Source organism: Riemerella columbina (assembly GCF_030517065.1).
GTDB classification, from domain to species: domain Bacteria; phylum Bacteroidota; class Bacteroidia; order Flavobacteriales; family Weeksellaceae; genus Riemerella; species Riemerella columbina_A.
On the sequence record NZ_CP103950.1, the window covers coordinates 157,480 to 176,308 of the forward strand.

Genomic DNA, 18,829 nt, shown 5'->3' on the forward strand with positions numbered 1-18,829 from the left:
ACATTGTATTTTATCGCCCTAAATATATTAAAAGAACATTGATATCCGCAGGGGAAACACCACTAATCCGCTGCGCTTGGGCAATGGTTTGCGGTTTTATTAAGTTCAACTTTTGTTTGGCTTCTGCAGATAAACTGGCTATTTTTGAAAAATCAAAATCTTGAGGGATTTTAATAGTTTCCAAACGATGTAATTTGGCTACATTTTCTTTCTCTTTTTCTATATAACCTCTGTATTTAATATTGATTTCGGCTTGCTCTTTAACCTCATCAGAATAATTTTCGGCTTGTTTTTTAATTTCCTCTATGCTTTCTAATTTCTCCAAACTCATATTAGGTCTTGTCAAAATTTGAGCTGCACGATAAGCTTGATCCACAGGAGAGGAATTGATGCTTTCTAAAATAGGGTTGATTTGCTTCGGTTTTAAGGAATAGCTTCTTAAAAAATCCTCCAATTCTCCTGAAGATTTAATCTTTTCTTCCACCTTTCTAAGGCGTTCCTCTTTGGCTAACCCTAAACGGTAGGACTTTTCTGTCAAACGAATATCCGCATTATCTTGTCTCAAAAGCAAACGGTATTCCGCACGCGAGGTAAACATTCGGTAAGGTTCTTCTGTGCCTTTGGTAATCAAATCATCGATTAAAACGCCAATGTATGCCTCATCTCTATTGAGGATAAATTCCTCTTTGCCGTGAACTTTGTGGTGGGCGTTAATCCCTGCAATAAGTCCCTGTCCGCCAGCTTCTTCGTAACCTGTAGTACCGTTAATTTGCCCTGCAAAAAAGAGATTTTCAATGATTTTAGTCTCCAAGGTATGCTTTAATTGAGTAGGCGGAAAGTAGTCATACTCAATAGCATAGCCTGGACGAAAGACCCTTACATTTTCAAATCCAGGGATATGTTTCATTGCTTTAATTTGAATTTCTTCGGGTAGGGAAGAGCTGAAGCCATTCACATAGATTTCCACCGTTCTCCAGCCTTCTGGCTCTACAAATAATTGGTGTCTGTTGCGTTCCGCAAAACGGTTGATTTTATCCTCTATACTCGGACAATATCTCGGACCGATACTTTGAATAGTGCCGTTAAACATTGGGCTTCTATCAAAGCCAGAGCGTAGAATATCGTGAACGGTTTCGTTGGTATAAACAATGTGGCAAGACCGCTGTTGGGTGAGTTTTGGCGTATTTAAATAGGAAAATTTTTGAGGATTTTCATCACCAGGTTGTTCCTCCATTTTAGAATAATCCAAACTTCTGCCGTCTACTCTTGGCGGCGTTCCTGTTTTCATTCTCCCCGCTTGGAAGCCTAAATCCACCAATTGTTCAGTGATACCAAATGCTTTAGGTTCGCCCATTCTACCACCGCCCAATTGCTTATCGCCAACATGGATTAAGCCATTAAGAAAGGTGCCGTTGGTCAAAATCACGGATTTTCCTTTGATTTTTATACCCAAAGAAGTGATGACGCCCGTTACTTTATCGCCTTCAATGATGAGTTGCTTGACCATATCTTGAAAAAAATCAAGATTGGGTGTATTTTCTAAAGCCAAACGCCATTCTTCAGCAAAGCGCATTCTGTCGTTTTGGGTTCTCGGTGACCACATAGCGGGACCTTTGGAGAGGTTAAGCATCTTGAATTGTATGGCAGATTTATCTGCAATAATGCCACTATAACCGCCCATAGCATCTATTTCCCTCACAATTTGTCCTTTGGCAATACCGCCCATAGCAGGGTTACAGCTCATTTTGCCAATGGTTTCCATATTCATAGTGATGAGTAGGGTAGAGGAACCTAAATTAGCTGCCGCTGCTGCTGCTTCACACCCTGCATGCCCAGCGCCTACCACAATTACATCATAGATTTGATCAATCATATTACTGAATGTATTGATATTAAATTTTAAAAATGTTTCACGTGAAACATTTTGATTTTATATTTTATTAAAAATGGGATATTGCATAGCAAAACAACTATGCAAATTTATCCGATGCAAAGTTAAGTTATTTTGAAATATAGTCTATAATAGTATAACTATTTTAGAAGCTTTTTTATTTGCTCTACTTCTTCTTCTGATTTTTTTAGAAGTTTTTCAAGGAGTGTTATTTTATCTTCGTAGAGTTGTCTAATAAGAGTAACATCGTGCTGAGAATAGGTAATATTACTATTATTTCCTTTAATAGAATTATAACTGTTCAATACTTTTTTATTATCAAAATCAGTAATGTCTTCTGGATTTACTTCAAGAATTTCTGCAATTTTTGAAAGTTTATCTTCTGTTATTTTAGTAATTCCTTTTTCTATTTTAGAATAAGCGGCTTGCGAAATATCTAATTTTTCAGCCATATATTCTTGGGTGAGATTTTTTAACTCTCTAATGTTTTTTACTTTATGCCCAATCATAAATTATAACTTTTTTATTATATTTTATAACAACAAAATTAGTAAAAATTATTGAGTAAAGGATAAATTTGTGAAAAATAAAAATATAACTATGCGAAAAATTTCTATTTTGGCTGTATGCGCTACAGCACTTTTAACAACGAGTTGTGCTTCTATTGTAAGTAAAAGTAGTTGGCCTATTATGATTAGTAGTAATCCATCAGAGGCTAAAATTACGATTACCGATAAAAAAGGAGTGGATATTTACACAGGTTTCACACCTACAACTATAAAATTAAAATCAGGAAGTGGTTTTTTTGGAAAGGCAAGATATCAAGTAAAATTGGAAAAAGAAGGTTTTCAAACCAAAATAGTTCCAATAGAATTTAAATTAAATGGTTGGTATTTTGGTAATATTCTTTTTGGAGGGTTTATTGGATTACTTATTGTAGACCCTGCTACTGGTGCTATGTACCGATTAGAAACAGAAACTATCAATGAAACGCTACAAAGAGAAAATACCGTATCTCAAGTGCAAGAATTGAGAATTATGGATATTAACCAACTTACCGAAGAACAAAGAAAACACTTAGTAAAACTTTAAGAAAATAAAAAAGCCTTATCAAAACTGATAAGGCTTTTTTGTTTATTTTTTTCTCTATTTTAAGATTTTTTGAATATAAAAATCCTCCTTCCCTCTCATTTCCTTAACCTCGGCTTCGGTTTTATCTTTATAGCCACAAAGATGCAAAATGCCGTGGGCTAATACCCGATGAAACTCCTCATTATGGTCTTTAGAAAGGCTATTAGCGTTCTCCGCAATACGCGGCAAAGATACGAAAATATCTCCTGATATGGTATTCCCACGCACATAGTCAAAAGTGATGATGTCCGTGTAATAATTGTGCTGGAGGTAATCTTGATTGATTTTGAGAAGATAGGCATCATCACAGAAAATATAGTTGATATCGCCTAATTTTTTATTTTCTTGGATGATGATATTTTTAAGCCAAACCTTCAAATCTTCTGATAGTGGAATAGCTTCTATATTTTCAAAAAAGAATTGTATCATATATGTATTATTTTAAAAATTAAATCTTTAAAACCAATGCCCTAAAATCACATTAAAAATACCTTTATTTTTGGAGCTGATGGCTTGGCTATAGTTGATTTTAATCTGTCCAAACGGCGATTTATAGCCTGCGGTAAGCCCTACCGAAGTTTGCTCAATTTTTAAAATCTGTTTCATATTGATATCATTAAATGGGTTGGCGAGGTCAAGATGAGCGGTTACAAAATAATTTTTATCTATTTTAAACTGAAATTTTTGGCTGGCAACTAAGATATTATTCGTGTCTAAATCGCCTAAATAAAAGCCTTTAAGCTTTACAAAATTACCCAATTTTTGCTCAAAAATACCGCCCGCTCTATATTGATAGAAATACGGCAGATAGTCTTCATTCAGCGTGAAACCGCCAAATAAATTGAGCTGATAGGTTAGCCAAGAACTCAATGGGAAGTTAAGGCGAATATCCGCTTTTGCTTGGATGGCTTTTTGGTTTATTTGGTTATTAAAAATGTCTAAAACCTTCCCTTCAACATCCATATAAATCCCTCTACTAGGGAAACTTTTATCATCTTGGGTATCGCTTTTAATGAAGATATAAGGGTTGAAAAAACTCTGTGTAGGCTGCCCAGAATCACTGATTTTATAATAATCTAAGCTGAGTCCTCCACCAATGGCATAGCGGTCACGCCATACGGATTGAATAAAAACTTCGTTTCTAAACCAACTCCAACTTTCCGTGATGTTGCCTTGGTTATTTTTAAGGTTGAGTTTCATCCCCGAGGTATAAAATCCTAAGCCAGGAATATAGCCATTATCCATAAAATAATTGAAATAATACCTCGGCTGGTCGCCCACCACCACATCTAAAGAGATAATAGAATTTTTGAGCAATAGGCGTTTTACCGTAGCATTGAGCAATAATCCTGTTTTAAAAATATCATCATAATGCAGTCCAAATTTGAGAAAATAGCGACTTTTATCCTCATCTACCGAGAGCTGGAGCACATTTTTATCTTGACTTTGGATAATATCATAATTGATTAAATTGTAATTATTGGTGGCGTAGAGTTTATCAATCATCTTATTGATGCTGTGGTAAGTCTGCAATGATGGTAGGCTCAGGTTCATTTTCCCTTGTACATAGGCGGCATTAAATATTTTATTATTCTGGAGCGCCAAACTGTCTATTTTATACACATTAGAATACACTGTATTGATAGGAAAATTGATGCTATGCTCCTTTTTAGGCAACCGCGACAGCACAGGGATGTATTTTTGAGCCTCTGCAAAGCCCGCTTTTAGGATTTTTTCCTTATCGCCGTAGCTGGTGGCATTGTAATGCTCTAAATTGGGCTTGATGTTGATCGTGGTATATTGGTATTGCTTTTGGGTTTCTTTTTGGATGCCGAAGTCTATGACTTGGTTGAGAATACTGATGGCACTTTGCAAATCTTCGCGTTTGGCTAAACCTTGGTTTAAATCTACACCGATAACGATATCCATTCCCTTTTCTTTTAACGGTTCAGAAGGATAATTCATCGTCATTGCGCCATCAATATAGAGACTATCACCAATTTTTACAGGATCCATGAGAGAAGGATAGGCGGCACTCGCCATAATCGCTTTGATAAGGTCGCCTTTTTCAAAAATCTTCATCGTTCCCGTTTCTAAATTCGTGGTAACGCACATAAAGGGAATTGGCAGTTTAGAAAAATCCTCCGTATGGTTCACATTTTTAAACAATTCCTTTAGCATATAGATATTCTTTTGCCCTGTGGAAATCGCTTTGGGAAGGACATTCAATTTGCCATCTACAATGGGTACCGTCAATAGGTATTTATCCGTTGTTTTATTGAAAAAAGTGGTTTCTTTTCGGTTTTTTTCATTGGCGATGATGTCGTAAAAATCAGTTTCTAAAATGATTTTCTCTATCTCTTTTCCGCTATAACCAGAGGCGTACAGCCCACCCACAATGGCGCCCATACTGGTCCCAGCAATATAATCTATTTTGATGCCTAAGGAATCTAAAACCTTTAAAACGCCCACATGAGCAAAGCCTTTGGCGCCGCCACCTGCCAAGGAAAGTCCTATTTTAGGACGATGCTGAGAGGCAAGGCTATCTTTCTTCTGTGCTGGAGCCCAACCCATCAAAAAAAGGCTGATGATTAAAACTAAATTTTTCATACCATAATACCGTTTGAAGACTTAATATTCTGAAAATGATACGCAAAGATAAAGGATAAAAATGAAACTCCTACCAATTGAATTTTATAATTCGTGATGCGTACAATAACAAAAGGCTAAAAACATTCCCGTTTTTAGCCTTTGTTTGATGTTTAAGCGTGTTTGAGCCCTATAGATTAAGACTTTATAACTTTTCCAGAACTGAAAGTTTCCGTTTTGATATTCTGATATTTAAGATTTTTAAGGTCAATTTTGGCAGCGGTGGAGGCTTCGGCTTTGACCTTCTCGGCGTTGCCACTTAGGCGGCTATAGCTTGAGGAAGTTGCCTCTATGTCTAATGTTTGGCATTCTATATTGGCATTTAACTTGGCAGCACTACTTATTTCAATATTGAGGGTTTTGGCGGATAAATTCCCAATAAGTTGACTGGCACTGTTCAAATCCACCGAAAGTTTTTCTGAGTTAAAGGTATCTTTTACTACAACTAAAGCCGCCGCAGAGGCTTCTAAATTCTGCAAATCCTTCATATAAACTGTAACCTCCGTGCGTAGATTGACCAACTCTTTATCCGTTTTGTACTTTACATTTAGCATTTGGTGGTGGTTGGTTACCTCTATGTATTCCATCGCGTTAGAGTTGATTTCCACCCTGTTTTCATCGGCTTTTTTGATGAAAAATCTCATAGCGGCGGAGGCTTCCACTTTGGAGAAATCGCCTACGCTGAAGGATTTAATCACCATAGGTTGGGTTTTTAGATTTTTTTGATCTTTTGAGGTATTTTTGGAATAATAAACACTGCCACTATCCACTGGGATATTGATGGTGCAAGCATTCAATACGAGACTCCCTAAGAGTAAATACAGACTTGATTTCATATTTTATTCGTTTTTATTTAATTTGTGATGACTTTACCTGAAGAATTTTGACTTTTTTCTAAATTGGAATAGCGCACATTTTTAATATTGATATCGCCAGAGCTATTTGCTGAAGCTTCTATCGATTGAGCCTCGCCGCTTAGTTTAATATCGCCAGAAGATGAGGCTTTTAGACTTAAAGTTTTGGTTGAAATTCGGGCATCTATATCCCCACTACTTGAGCTGGTTAGGTTAATTTTGTCAGCGCTAAAATCGCCAGAAATATCACCCGAGCTACTTGCCGAGGCATATAGCGTTTTGGCTTTGCCATTCTTCAAAGTAATAGTCCCTGAAGAAGAGCTGGTCAGCTGTATTTGTTCCATCATTTCCGAGGTGGAATTGAGTTTAATATCACCCGAAGAAGAGGCACTGGCGGTCAATTGTTGGGCTTGAATATCCGCAAAAATATTCCCATTGCTGGAGCTTTTCACCTCTAATTGAGTACAAGAAAACGGTCCGCTGATCTTCCCCGAACTACTGGCAGCAAGGCGAAGGTTGGATGATGTAAACCCTTTTTCCACCGTTATAGCGCCCAAGCTGGAAGCCTCTAAACTTTGGAAAGAAGGCGTATAGACGATAATTTTGGTTTCAGCATTTTTTAAATTTACATTTTTTTGGTATTGAACGCTCAACCGACCGTTATTATTTTTCACAGTAAGATAGTCTAATGCGTTGGAAATCACTACTACTTTGGATTTTTCAGAAGGTTGGATCTTCATTTTCATATGACTTTGGCAATGGATATCCGAGAAAGTTCCCACGGTGTAGGTTTTTTCCTGTTGCGGCACTTGGCTAAGATTTACGGTAGTGCCTTGCTCTGCCATTTCCGCTATTTGGTTGGTATCAAGATTGACTTGGCAAGCGCTTAGGGTTGACAGTATGCTCAGCGCTAAAATGAAATTTTTGTTCATAAGAAAAAGTTTTAGGAGTACAATTTAAAGTTAAAAATTAACGGCTTCTGCAGTATTATTTTGAAGTTTTTTCTCGGTTTGGAGTTTTTTACCTGTAGAGAAATCATAACTTAATCCGAAAATCAACATATTTTTATTATTGAAAATCTTCGTATTTTGGGTATAATTGACCAAAGAAGTATCCAGCGTTTGGGTTTCATATTGAGAGGGCATCCCTATCCAATACATCCCTGTGGAGAACTGCCAGTTGTTGAGCTGATACGAGATTGCCAAATGATTGGCGTTTTCATCTTTGCTCAGAAATGCCCCATTGATGCTGAACACAGGGATAAGGAAGGTGTACTGTAGCTTGAAATTTTTGTATTGAGAAAGCAAGCTGAATCTATTCTGAATAAACTGATTTTGGAAAGACTGCCCATCTTGGGTTTTGAGCTTCATAGACACAGGATTGAGCCACAAGCTGAGATTTAATAAATTATTCCCAAAAGGCTTATAACTTCCGCTGATGCTGGCGCCATACTCAGAAAAATCGGCGTTTTCGTAGGTTAGAGCATAGCCTCCTGTGACTGGGCTCGCAACATAGCGCTGAGAGAAATAATGGTACACCCGATTATAAAAAGCATTAAAATTAACATCTATATATTTAGAATTAAATGAATAAATGAGATTATTTCGGAATAATTGTTGAGATTTAAGGTAAGGATTTCCTGTTTTCACAATATTGGGTACTATTTGCGCCACATTACTACTCAATGCCGTTGCCTGAGGGCTATTGGAGGTATAATAAGAAGTCAGCCTAAGGCTTTGATTGTTCTTTATTGGATAGCTCAGCACAAACTTAGGCGAGGGTGTCCATTGGTTGTCCACCGTTTCTTTACTTTTGTTACGGATATGGGAGAGCCCAATCCCTATGCGATAGCTCAGTTTCGCCCACTTTCCTGAATATTCGGTATAAAAATATTGATTGAAATAGTTGACATCATAATGCGTGGCACCCAGCAAGTTTTTCAAATCGTTGTTCACCGCCGTATTCTCCACCCGATAGCCAGAACTCAACTTGCCTTTTTCAAATTGATGCGTATGCGCCACTTCCCCTATAATGCCAGTTTGCTTGGCATTAAGCAGCATATGATCATTGAATATATCGGCATTGGTGGCGATGTCCCACTCGTGGCTCTGGCGTGTGGACTGCGTACGGTAATGGGAACCCACCAAATTGAGTGATAATTCATCTTTTTTACCCAATGGTTTAGAAAAATATAAATCTAAAGTCGGCGTGTTAAATTTTTCATGTTCGTTGCGCGTATTTTGGTGCTCTGCGCGATAAGTATCTATATTGTAAAGCGATTGACCTTCGCCATCAGAAAAATAAGAAAATGGCCATAGTTTGAGTTTCGCTTGGAAGGTATAATCTCCGCTGATTGCCCGTGTGTAGCGCAATTCAATATTTTGGCTGGTATATCCGAAATGCTCTTTGGAATGGTTGGTGGTGCGGTATTGCTGCCCGTTGAGTTGGTAGGCGTAGGTTTCCTCAGCTTGGCGGTTGTCGTAGTTTCGGTAATTGAGCTGATATTCCAGTCCAAAATCGTTATTGCCCTTGGTATAGCTCACATAGCCCGAACCATCGGTAAAGCCCGTGAGTGGCGATGTAGTAATATTGGCGCCGTAAGAATACCCGAGTTCAGGGTTTCTCGTGATGATGTTCACCACCGTGTCTGCCCTCTGCGCATACCTTGCAGGCGGAATGTCAAAATATTCCACACGCACCACATTGGTCGGCGCAATGCTCTTGATTTGGTTGTCGCTCGCCTCAATGCCATTAACGAGGAACAAAGTTTTACCACCTTTAATGTTTTTGATGGTCTGCGTAACGGGATCCAGCAGCAACTCTGGCAAGGTTTCCAACAAATCTTTGGAATGCCGAGCCAGTTCCAGCGCTTTTTTATCAAAAGTATAGCTCGCGTGGTCGGCATATTGCTTTTTGCGTTGAGATTTAATGATTACTTCTTGAAGATTTTTAGTGTCTATAGTGTCTTGTTTTTGCTCCTGAGCGGTAACGACTCCAAATGCGAATACTGATAAAATAGCAATTTTGATTTTCATTTTTATAATTGTTAGATCATGATTAGGGCAACAAATATAATCAATATTTTTAATTATAAGGAAATTGTTTTTTATTTTTTGTAAGAAAAAAGAAAAAATCATAATTTATAAAGAAAGGGTTAAGAATTTGAAATATCAATTATTAGTTTATAAAGATGATCAAGAATTGTTTCAGTATCATCCTTGTACTATGTTTGATTGTTGGTATGATTATTACACATTAGAAAAAGGAAGGGAATACAAATACAATTAAAAGTTAATTCTAAAATATATAAATCTGATGTGGTTGATTTTGTTTACTCAATGTTTTTATCTTGATGGATAGTATACAATTTATTAGTTATAAAAAGCACCTATGACCAATGGAATGTTGGTCTGGTACAGAATTAATAAATAGGTATAACATGGAAATATTTCTACTTAGTAGAAATATTTGATAAACCATTATTTATCAAAAAAAATAAATTATTTAAAATATAAATGAAAATTTATAATATTAGTAATAAAAAATATATACTTTTGCGAATACTACCATCTCTATATAAAAACATTTCAGACGATATCTGCTGGCTTTCAGTTTCATAATTTGTTTTTGCATCCGCAATTTGTCAAGTCGATTTTAAGCAATACTATAACTTTTAAAATATAAAATATTAATTATCAGTATTTTATATTTATAAATTAAAGAAAAAAGGTATTTTTCTTTTCTATATCCAAAAAAAGATTAAATTTGTCAGAAACAATTTTTATGAAAAAAATCACTTTGCTATTATTTGGGTTACAGATACTTGTCTATCATTCTCAAACATGGAGCCTTAATGGGAATTCAGGAACTACTGATAGTAATTTTATTGGGACAACAGATTCAAAGCCATTAATTATAAAGACAAATAATAAGGAAGCTTTTAGAGTAGCCCCTAACGGTAATATCGGTATTGGAACAGACAATCCTATAGAAAGTTTAACCCTTCACGGGAAACATATAAGGCTTACTGGAATGCATCCAAGTAGTCAGAATACAGTAGGTGGAGGACCAGGTATTGTTTTTGGAGATACAAATGATAATCCTAATACTCAAAGCAATAGAGGGCAGTGGGTTATAGAATATATCGTAAAAGAGCAAAATGATAATATAGTAGGAGGGCTAAACTTTTTTAAACCTTGGCCAGCAAATTACGCAGCAAATTATTATTTATTTCTTAGTAATAAAGGTAATATAGGGATAAGAACAGGAAACCCTAGGGCAAAATTAGATATTAATAATAAGATATTATTTGATTATGATGCACCAGTGTATGGAACAGCGATTGTTGCTACGAATGGTGGATGGTCAAGATCTTATGGATTTATGAGTCAAGATGGCACAACCAAATTGGCAGCAGGATTTGGTGGATATGGTAGTGGAAATCAGATTGATAATTTATTTATAGGTAGAGAGTATAATGATTATGTTATTAAAACAGAGTTAGAAAATAAATCAACATCATTTGCAGGTAATGTTAAGATTGATGCAAAATTAGAAGCTAAGGAAATTAAAGTTACTACAACCCCAACAGCAGATTTTGTGTTTAATGAAAAATATTCTTTATTGAGTTTAGAAGAAGTGGAAAGGTATATTGCAGAAAGAAAACACTTACCAGAAATAGCCTCTGCATTTGAAATGGAAAAGGAAGGGATTAATATAGGTGATTTCCAAATAAAGTTACTACAGAAGATAGAAGAATTAACACTTTATATTATTGAGCTTAATAAGCAAAATAAAGCTCTGCAAGAACGCTTAGAACATCTTGAAAAATAATACTATGAATAAAAAAATACTGATTTTATTGTTGAGTTTTATCTCAATTTGCTTTTATTCTCAGCAGCGTATTATTTTTAAATATGATGCATCTGGCAACCAAATTTATCGTGGTAAAGAGCAATTATTAGTTTCTAATCTTGGAATGCCAGAAAAGCCTATATTAATGCCATTAGACATTACCAATGAAGCAATTGATGAAGATGAACTATTCTGGACACATATCCAACTTTACCCAGTGCCTGTATCATCAGTTTTAACGGTTAGATGGGATACAGAGGTGAACGATTTAGTAGATTCAGTTACTTTATACAATCATAATCAATTGATTAATTTATTTACTCAAAGAAATATTCCAAATCTTAATTACCAAGTAGAAATCAATATGAAACCCTATCGATTAGGTGTTTACATATTAAGCTTTCAACTTAAAGATGGTAGAGTACTGACAAAAAATATCATTAAAGAATAATAAAGAAAGATAACCAATCACGAAACACTATATGAAAAAAAACTATTTTTTATTATTTATAATTTTCACACAATTTCTTTTAGGTCAGACTATATTAAATCAGCCAGAAGTACAAGGGCGTACGGTGCAAGATCCGGTTGCTATTATTTTAACACCTGGATTTCAGGCAAAGGGAAATAAAACTTTTGTAGCTAAAATAGGAGAGGGATCTACTGTACCTAGTAGTCCTTCTGATTCAAAGGCAGGAGCAGATCTTCCTAAAGGAACGGTAAGTCATGGACCATTTGGATTTCATGACACTCAAGGAAGTATTGATGTTTCACCACAAGGTCAGCTACAATATACGCTTCCTATAGCCTTACCCCCTGGAATAAAATCAGTAGCCCCTCAGGTTAATTTATTCTATGATAGTGGCAGTGGCAATGGTATAGCAGGGTATGGTTGGAGTATATCGGGTGTAACAGCCATAAATAGAGTAGGAAAAACAATAGAGAAAGATGGGAAATTAGAAGGTATTAAACTTAATTATGATGATGTCTATAGTTTTAACGGTCAGAGATTAGTTTTAAAATCAGGCTCTTATGGAAAGGATGGTGCAGAATATACGACAGAGAAATATTCTAATGTAAAAATTAAATCTATAGGAGCTATCTCGGGCAAGGCATGGCAAGGTCCAGACTATTGGGAAGTGACCTTTGAAGATGGCTCACAAGCGTGGTATGGAAATGCAGTAAATGCTAAGACCCCTACTGAGTATAATATCGTAAAGTGGCAAGATGCTCAAGGCAATTATATTACTTATCACTATCAGCAAACTTATAATGTCTCTCGTATTTCTATGATAGAGTGGGGAGGTAATACTATTTTAAATCAACCGCATTTCAATAAAATTTTATTTACATATCAAAATAGAGCGCTAAAAGAAACATCTTATGTTATGGGAGAGCGCTTTTTACAGGATCAATTATTATCTGAAGTTCAAGTTACTACTCAAGGAGAGCAATTTAAAAAATATGTAATCAACTATAATTCAGAGGGTAGTAGCCAGGGGTATCAGCGAGTAGAAAATATTATAGAATATAACTCTAATAATGAGCCTGCTAATCCAGTGAGATTTGAGTATGAAAGTTTAGATTTGTCAGGATTTAAATTTTCAAGTTTTACAGATAGCAATAGTAATAAATTGGTAGGAGATTTTGATGGAGATGGCAAGTTGGATTTTATAAAGTATTTTAAATCATTTAAAGAATGTAAAAAAGAATCTGAGCCAGAGTGGGTTTGTGATGAAAGGGATTATGATGGGTGTTTCTATGAAACACATTGTTTAGAAGAAGAAACATACCCTGAGGGGCTATATCTCTTTAGAGGCGCCCTTGATGATGTTAAAAAAGAACGCTTAAGTATCGGTAATTCTGATTTTTCAGAGCAAGATTTTAATAACACAGCCATCCCTGTTACAGTAAAAGATAGCCAAGGGTTTATAAATACTTCACAGGGCTTTGCACTATATAAAAAAATATATAACCCAGAGATAGACAAGTTCGATTTAGAAATTCAAGTATATCAATTAGGAAATAATAATCAAATCATCAAAGCGTATTCCAGAATTATTCCTAATGAAATGTATGATCGAACAGAAGGTTCATTATATCCCTTACCTAAAGATCCTTCAGAAGAATCTAATTTTGCTATTGAGACAATAGTAATGAAACTTAGAGAGTTAGATATTAATGGAGATGGTAACCCTAAACTTGTATTATCCTTAAAGGACAAATCATGTGTAGCTTTAATAAAATTACCAAATCCCAAATATCCTCCTTCTGAACCTGAAGAGCCAGAGATAGAATGTTCGGAATTTTATCGGTATTTGATTATAGATGAAAATAATGCATATAATTTATATTCCAATTCAATTACAGATATTTTTAACTCTCATAAAACAGGAGATTTTGATGGAGATGGAAAAATAGATTTATTAACAGATAGTAGATACCCTACGATAGTAAAGATAGAGAGTGAGCAAGATTCAAATGGAGCTATTGTTTACTCAATGAATCGTAGTCCTTTTTACTCTGATGGAGAATTGGAAGGACTTGTAAAAGACTCTTTCACAGGAGACTTTAATGGAGATGGTAAGACAGATTTACTAATCCCACAAGGACATAATAATAGAAATTGGTTACTTTATATATCAGATGGAAAGAAATTTAGAAAGCAGAATTTAGAAAATTTTAATTCTGTTTATCGTCCTGTATCAGATAATTATAGCGCTAAAGGTAGGCATTATTACTATAATAGAAATTACTTAATTCAAGATATTAATCAAGATGGAAAAGATGATTTTATAGAGATCGGTGTTCATACCCGTATCAATAGAAAGCCAAACAATCACTATGCTACTTTTGTTATTAATTTATATGAAAATATAGGTTCTAATCAAGAGGGTAATATTCTTTTTTCGAAGAAAAATATTGATTCACATCAGGAAATGGCATTTCAGCCTAGTTTGATTATGGGTCGGTCAGAATATAGTGATTATCCATTTTTTTATACTGATGAAAATGGAAAGCAGTACGCAAGCATTCCTAATCCTGCATATAAAGTAGGCATAAAATCATTTGATGTATTTTATCCATTGGTTGGAACCCATTTGATTAATAACCAATATCATCAACTCATGATGATGATTCGCGGTAAAATGTTTAAATATACAGCCAATAGTATTAAAAATAAATCCCGTATATCGGCTATTTATCAAGGGGGTATAGCTACGAGGGTAGAATATAAAGAATTAGACCCACAAGCAAATCCTCATTTATATCAACCGATAAAAAAAGAAGTGTATCCTTTGGTGGAGCTAGATCGTCTTTCGCAGTCTTATGTCGTTGCTCAGCTTAAACAAATGATCAACGAAAACCTTGTAAGAAAACAAGACTTCTTATATAGAGGGGCATTAGCACATCTTCATGGTAAGGGAATGTTAGGCTTTAGACAAATCGCTCGTTCTTCATGGTATACAGAAGTTACCGAGAATAGCAAAATATGGAGTGGCGTAGAAATAGATCCCCATACAGAAAGTGTTCCTATAAAGGAATGGACCATAAAAACCAATCAAGAGACAGAAGTATTTCCTAAAGATTTATCTCTGACTAATACGCAATTACTTAGTTTAAAAACGACATTCTATACTACAGATTTACTAGTTAATGGCAATAAAATAGCAGCTATAACAGCATCGAATAGAGATAAAATCGTTAAAGCCATAGTGCCTACTAATATCATATCTAAAGATTATCTCAAAGATACAACGACCAATAGTAGTATCAGTTATGATCACTATTATTTACCGATTAAGACCATAACCAAGACCATGAGTGGAGCATCAGTCTGTGGCACATCTACCACTAGTTTAGAGTATCTTCCACCCAACCTCTCAGCTACAGGTAAAGACTACCATATAGGAAGACCACGCTCTAAGACAGATCTGATGCAAGCCTATGGAGATACTAAAGGAGCAAAAGAAGAATATATTTACGAGAATAATCTCCTCAAAACTCTCAAAACCTGGAATAGAGATAACTTGGGTTGGTTACAGGAAACTTATGAGTATGATGGCTTTGGCAACCTTATTCAAAAAACAGTGAGTAATAGTACCGATGCCCAAACCCAAACCACTAAAACGGAATACGATTCTAAAGGTCGCTTTGTTATTAAAAAGATAGATCATTTAGGTTTAATCACTCGTATAACCTATAACCATTGGGGGCAAGTCCTTACGCAAACAGATCCGTTAGGTAACCAATTAACCAATACCTATGATGCTTGGGGAAAACTGCTAAGTGCTAAAACCAATTTAGGAGGTACCATCACTTACACTTACGAAAAACTAAGAAATTTAGACTCTAAAATTACGGAGTATCACCCAGATGGAGGTGTGGTTGCTAAATACAGCAATACTATAGGACAGAATTACCTTTCTTCTACCAAAGCTTTTGGAAATCAATGGATATTTACAAAAATAGAATATGATGATTTAGGTAGAAAGGTTAAAGAATCTGAGCCTTATTTTGAAGGTCAAAACCCAACTCAATGGAATACAATTGCATATGATGATTATTCACGACCTATAAAATCCGTCGCCTTTACAGGTAAAATAATAGAAACCCAATACACCACAAATACCGTAATTACTACGGAAACCAATGCCAATAATCGTTTCAAAAAACAAACCTTTGATGCGTTAGGAAATATCATCTCTTCTCAAGATAAAGGAGGAACTATTACATTCAAATACAATGCAGCGGGAGAGCAAATAGAAGCTAAGTATGGCACCAATATCGTCACCACTAAATATGATGCTTGGGGCAGAAAAATAGAGTTTAATGATCCCTCTAATGGAGTTTACCGCTATGAATACAATGGTTTTGGTCAGCCTACAAAAACCATAAGTCCTAAAGGAACTAAAACTTATGCCTATAATGCTAAAGGGCAACTTATTGCCCAAAGAGAAATCTCTACAGATGATAGTCATGCAACAGATAAAAACATCAACTTTATCTATAATAATCAAGGGCTACTAATACAAAAATTAGGTACCTCCAAAGGAAAAACCTATCGCTCAGTGATCACATATGATGCGTTTGGGCGGGTACTTTCTACCTCAGAAGAGAATAATGGGCGGTATTTTATGCAGAAAGACATTATTTATGATGATAAAAACCGTGTAACCTCTTATGAAAAAAGCCTCTATTCTGGTGGTATTTATACCAAAGCCCAAATAGAGAATGTTTATGATACATGGTCAGGAGAACTCCATCAAATCAAAGATAAAAACTCTAAAAAAATCTTATGGCAACTTACAGAAGCCAATGCCAGAGGGCAAGTACAGCGGGCACAGCTGGGAGCCGTGCATATAGAGAACACCTATGATAGAAATGGTTTCTTGTCTAATATCAACCATAGTTCTGCCCAGAAACCGAGCCTTTTGCAGATTGGTTATAGGTTTGATGCAATTAAAAATGAATTACTAAGCAGAATTACAGGCGGAGATTTTGACATCTCAGAAACCTTTAAGTATGATGAAAATAACCGTTTAATCAATTGGACTAACCCTCGCACAGGGCAGCTGCATCATAACGTTTATGATGCACAAGGGCGTATTATAGAAAACGACCAGTTAGGGAAAATTATATTCGGTAATCACCATAAAATATATCAACCAACCGCCCTTACGCTCAATACAGCAGGTGCTCAGAATCTAAAAAACAATTGGGTCCAAGAGATTTCTTATAATGAGAATAATGACCCTGTTCTGATCCAAGGTGAGAAAGGCGATGTCTTTTTTGAATATGGACTTACTGCTATGAGGCAGGTGGTTCATTTTGGTGGTAAAATAACCCCAGAGCACAAAAGCCGATACACCCGCTACTATTCAGAAGATGGCAGTTATGAAGTAACCACCAATAACCAAACCGGAAAAGAGAAGCACATATTATACATAGGAGGTACGCCTTACGAAAGCCAAATTATCTATCTTAAAAATGAAAACGAAAGCATAGGAAGTTATAAATTCTTGCACAAAGACTATTTAGGCAGTATTTTAGCGATTAGTGATGAGGCAGGCAACAAGGTAGAACAACGCCACTATGATGCTTGGGGAAATCTTACCCATTTAAAAATAGCCAATAATGCAACTATAACGGATAAAAACCAAATTAATAACTATTTAGCCAGTGGCAATTTAGTAACAGATAGAGGTTATACAAGCCACGAGCATCTGGCAGAAGTAGGATTGATCCATATGAATGGCAGGCTATACGATCCATTATTACGAAGATTCCTAAACGCCGATGAAAACATACAAGACGCCTTTAACACCCAAAACTACAACAAATACAGCTATGTACTAAACAACCCGCTGATGTACAATGACCCAAGTGGAGAGTTCTTTGCGTTCCTTGGGCTTGGAGTATTATTTTGGAAAGCTGTTTTTATTGGTGCGGCAGTTGGTTTAGCAAGCTACACCGTAGGTCTAGCCGTTACCGGCAATCTACACCAATGGAATATAGGCAGTGCATTAAAGTCTATGCTTTGGGGTGCCGTAGGAGGAGCCGCTACATTTGGAATAGGAAGTATATTTAGCAGTTCTGCCGGCACACTAACCTCCTTTGCGAGTGGTTTAAAAAACACCCTAGGGGGCGTTGGTTTAGCTGTAGTACAAGCCGGTACGCATGCTATCTCCCAAGGGGTATTAGGCTTAATGCAAGGGCAAGATTTTTTAAGCTCAGCAGTTGGAGGCTTTGCAGGAAGTTTAGGTGCTAGCGGTTGGAGTAGTATTATAGGTAGCACAGGAGCATCTATGATAGCTTTTGGAGCATTGTCAGGCGGTATAGGCGCGGAACTAAGCGATGGCAACTTCTGGCAAGGAGCGGTAACTGGTGGGATAGTATCAGGGCTGAATCATGGGTTGCATAAATTGGGGAATGAAGATAATCCGCGTAAACCAATTAAAACTAAAAGATTGGTAAGTAAAAGCCAAAATCATTCATTATCAAAGGGGAGCCGAGGCGGGCAATCTGTTATTACTCCCGAAAACCCTGGAAATCAAGTTGGAAATGGTAAGGGAATGTTTGCACCAACAGGCTCACAAAGTATGGTTACTTCCAATTTAACCTATTATGACGATGGAACAGTCGATATTACTATGACAACACAAGTTGCAAGAATGAATACGACAGGTTCTTATATAGCTAATTACAATATTATTGGACCTAATGGAAATATAATTGATGCAGGTTTTTTGGTTAATAAAGCATTTGGAATTACAAGGATGGATTATAATGTGTATACAGTTCAAGGAAGTGCTGCAGTTTTATCTACAGCTAAGTTTTCGGTTCCTTTAAATTCCACAATAAAAATAAATGTGGGACTTACATACAAAATTCCAGCAGGAGGAACAGGAGCAATAATAACCACCCATATAATAAAAATCAGGTAATT

11 protein-coding genes are annotated in these 18,829 nt (G+C 35.9%); 4 read left to right on the plus strand and 7 right to left on the minus strand.

Translation table 11 applies throughout. The features are described from left to right. Positions 1–10: 10 nt before the first annotated feature. Entirely contained in the window at positions 11–1,873 is a 1,863-nt protein-coding gene (gene mnmG / locus NYR17_RS00690; RefSeq protein ID WP_302505615.1) for a tRNA uridine-5-carboxymethylaminomethyl(34) synthesis enzyme MnmG, read from the minus strand. 158 nt (positions 1,874–2,031) lie between these two features. Next, positions 2,032–2,400: a helix-turn-helix domain-containing protein gene (locus NYR17_RS00695; RefSeq protein ID WP_302505616.1), complete on the minus strand. Its 369-nt coding sequence runs from the start codon at positions 2,398–2,400 to the stop codon at positions 2,032–2,034. Between the two features lie 70 nt (positions 2,401–2,470). Here NYR17_RS00695 and NYR17_RS00700 point away from each other — a divergent pair, with 70 nt between their 5' ends. Continuing rightward, positions 2,471–2,983: a PEGA domain-containing protein gene (locus NYR17_RS00700; RefSeq protein WP_302505617.1), complete on the plus strand. Its 513-nt coding sequence runs from the start codon at positions 2,471–2,473 to the stop codon at positions 2,981–2,983. 54 nt (positions 2,984–3,037) lie between these two features. On the opposite strand, the gene ybeY is transcribed toward NYR17_RS00700, so the two are convergent. From ybeY to NYR17_RS00725, 5 genes are all read right to left on the minus strand, one after another. Next, complete coding sequence (gene ybeY / locus NYR17_RS00705; protein WP_302505618.1) at positions 3,038–3,451, minus strand: rRNA maturation RNase YbeY; 414 nt, start codon at positions 3,449–3,451, stop codon at positions 3,038–3,040. 27 nt (positions 3,452–3,478) lie between these two features. Next, the gene (locus tag NYR17_RS00710) at positions 3,479–5,632 is read right to left on the minus strand and encodes a patatin-like phospholipase family protein (RefSeq protein ID WP_302505619.1); all 2,154 of its coding nucleotides are present in this window, start codon (positions 5,630–5,632) and stop codon (positions 3,479–3,481) included. Positions 5,633–5,808: 176 nt separating this feature from the next. Next, the gene (locus NYR17_RS00715; RefSeq protein WP_302505620.1) at positions 5,809–6,507 is read right to left on the minus strand and encodes a GIN domain-containing protein; all 699 of its coding nucleotides are present in this window, start codon (positions 6,505–6,507) and stop codon (positions 5,809–5,811) included. A 17-nt stretch (positions 6,508–6,524) separates the two neighbouring features. Further along, positions 6,525–7,457, minus strand: coding sequence for a GIN domain-containing protein (locus NYR17_RS00720; RefSeq protein WP_302505621.1), 933 nt, complete (start codon positions 7,455–7,457; stop codon positions 6,525–6,527). A 30-nt stretch (positions 7,458–7,487) separates the two neighbouring features. After that, positions 7,488–9,560 (minus strand): outer membrane beta-barrel protein, encoded by a 2,073-nt coding sequence (locus NYR17_RS00725; protein WP_302505622.1) that lies wholly within the window; start codon positions 9,558–9,560, stop codon positions 7,488–7,490. A gap of 730 nt (positions 9,561–10,290) precedes the next feature. On the opposite strand from NYR17_RS00725, the gene NYR17_RS00730 reads away from it, so the two are divergent. The 3 genes from NYR17_RS00730 to NYR17_RS00740 are packed head-to-tail and all read left to right on the plus strand — an operon-like array spanning position 10,291 to position 18,827. Then, entirely contained in the window at positions 10,291–11,358 is a 1,068-nt protein-coding gene (locus tag NYR17_RS00730; RefSeq protein WP_302505623.1) for a hypothetical protein, read from the plus strand. Positions 11,359–11,362: 4 nt separating this feature from the next. Then, on the plus strand, positions 11,363–11,830 hold the full coding sequence (locus NYR17_RS00735) for a hypothetical protein (RefSeq protein WP_302505624.1): 468 nt from the start codon (positions 11,363–11,365) through the stop codon (positions 11,828–11,830). Between the two features lie 31 nt (positions 11,831–11,861). Beyond that, positions 11,862–18,827, plus strand: a complete 6,966-nt coding sequence (locus NYR17_RS00740; protein WP_302505625.1) for an RHS repeat-associated core domain-containing protein — start codon at positions 11,862–11,864, stop codon at positions 18,825–18,827. Positions 18,828–18,829: the final 2 nt, after the last annotated feature.

What these genes read in the sequence shown, in the direction of transcription:
- NYR17_RS00695 (WP_302505616.1), bottom strand. Translation starts at nt 2,400, where the DNA reads ATGATTGGGCATAAAGTAAAAAACATTAGAGAGTTAAAAAATCTCACC.
- NYR17_RS00735 (WP_302505624.1), top strand. Translation starts at nt 11,363, where the DNA reads ATGAATAAAAAAATACTGATTTTATTGTTGAGTTTTATCTCAATTTGC.
- NYR17_RS00740 (WP_302505625.1), top strand. Translation starts at nt 11,862, where the DNA reads ATGAAAAAAAACTATTTTTTATTATTTATAATTTTCACACAATTTCTT.
- mnmG (WP_302505615.1), bottom strand. Translation starts at nt 1,873, where the DNA reads ATGATTGATCAAATCTATGATGTAATTGTGGTAGGCGCTGGGCATGCA.
- NYR17_RS00710 (WP_302505619.1), bottom strand. Translation starts at nt 5,632, where the DNA reads ATGAAAAATTTAGTTTTAATCATCAGCCTTTTTTTGATGGGTTGGGCT.
- NYR17_RS00715 (WP_302505620.1), bottom strand. Translation starts at nt 6,507, where the DNA reads ATGAAATCAAGTCTGTATTTACTCTTAGGGAGTCTCGTATTGAATGCT.
- NYR17_RS00720 (WP_302505621.1), bottom strand. Translation starts at nt 7,457, where the DNA reads ATGAACAAAAATTTCATTTTAGCGCTGAGCATACTGTCAACCCTAAGC.
- NYR17_RS00725 (WP_302505622.1), bottom strand. Translation starts at nt 9,560, where the DNA reads ATGAAAATCAAAATTGCTATTTTATCAGTATTCGCATTTGGAGTCGTT.
- ybeY (WP_302505618.1), bottom strand. Translation starts at nt 3,451, where the DNA reads ATGATACAATTCTTTTTTGAAAATATAGAAGCTATTCCACTATCAGAA.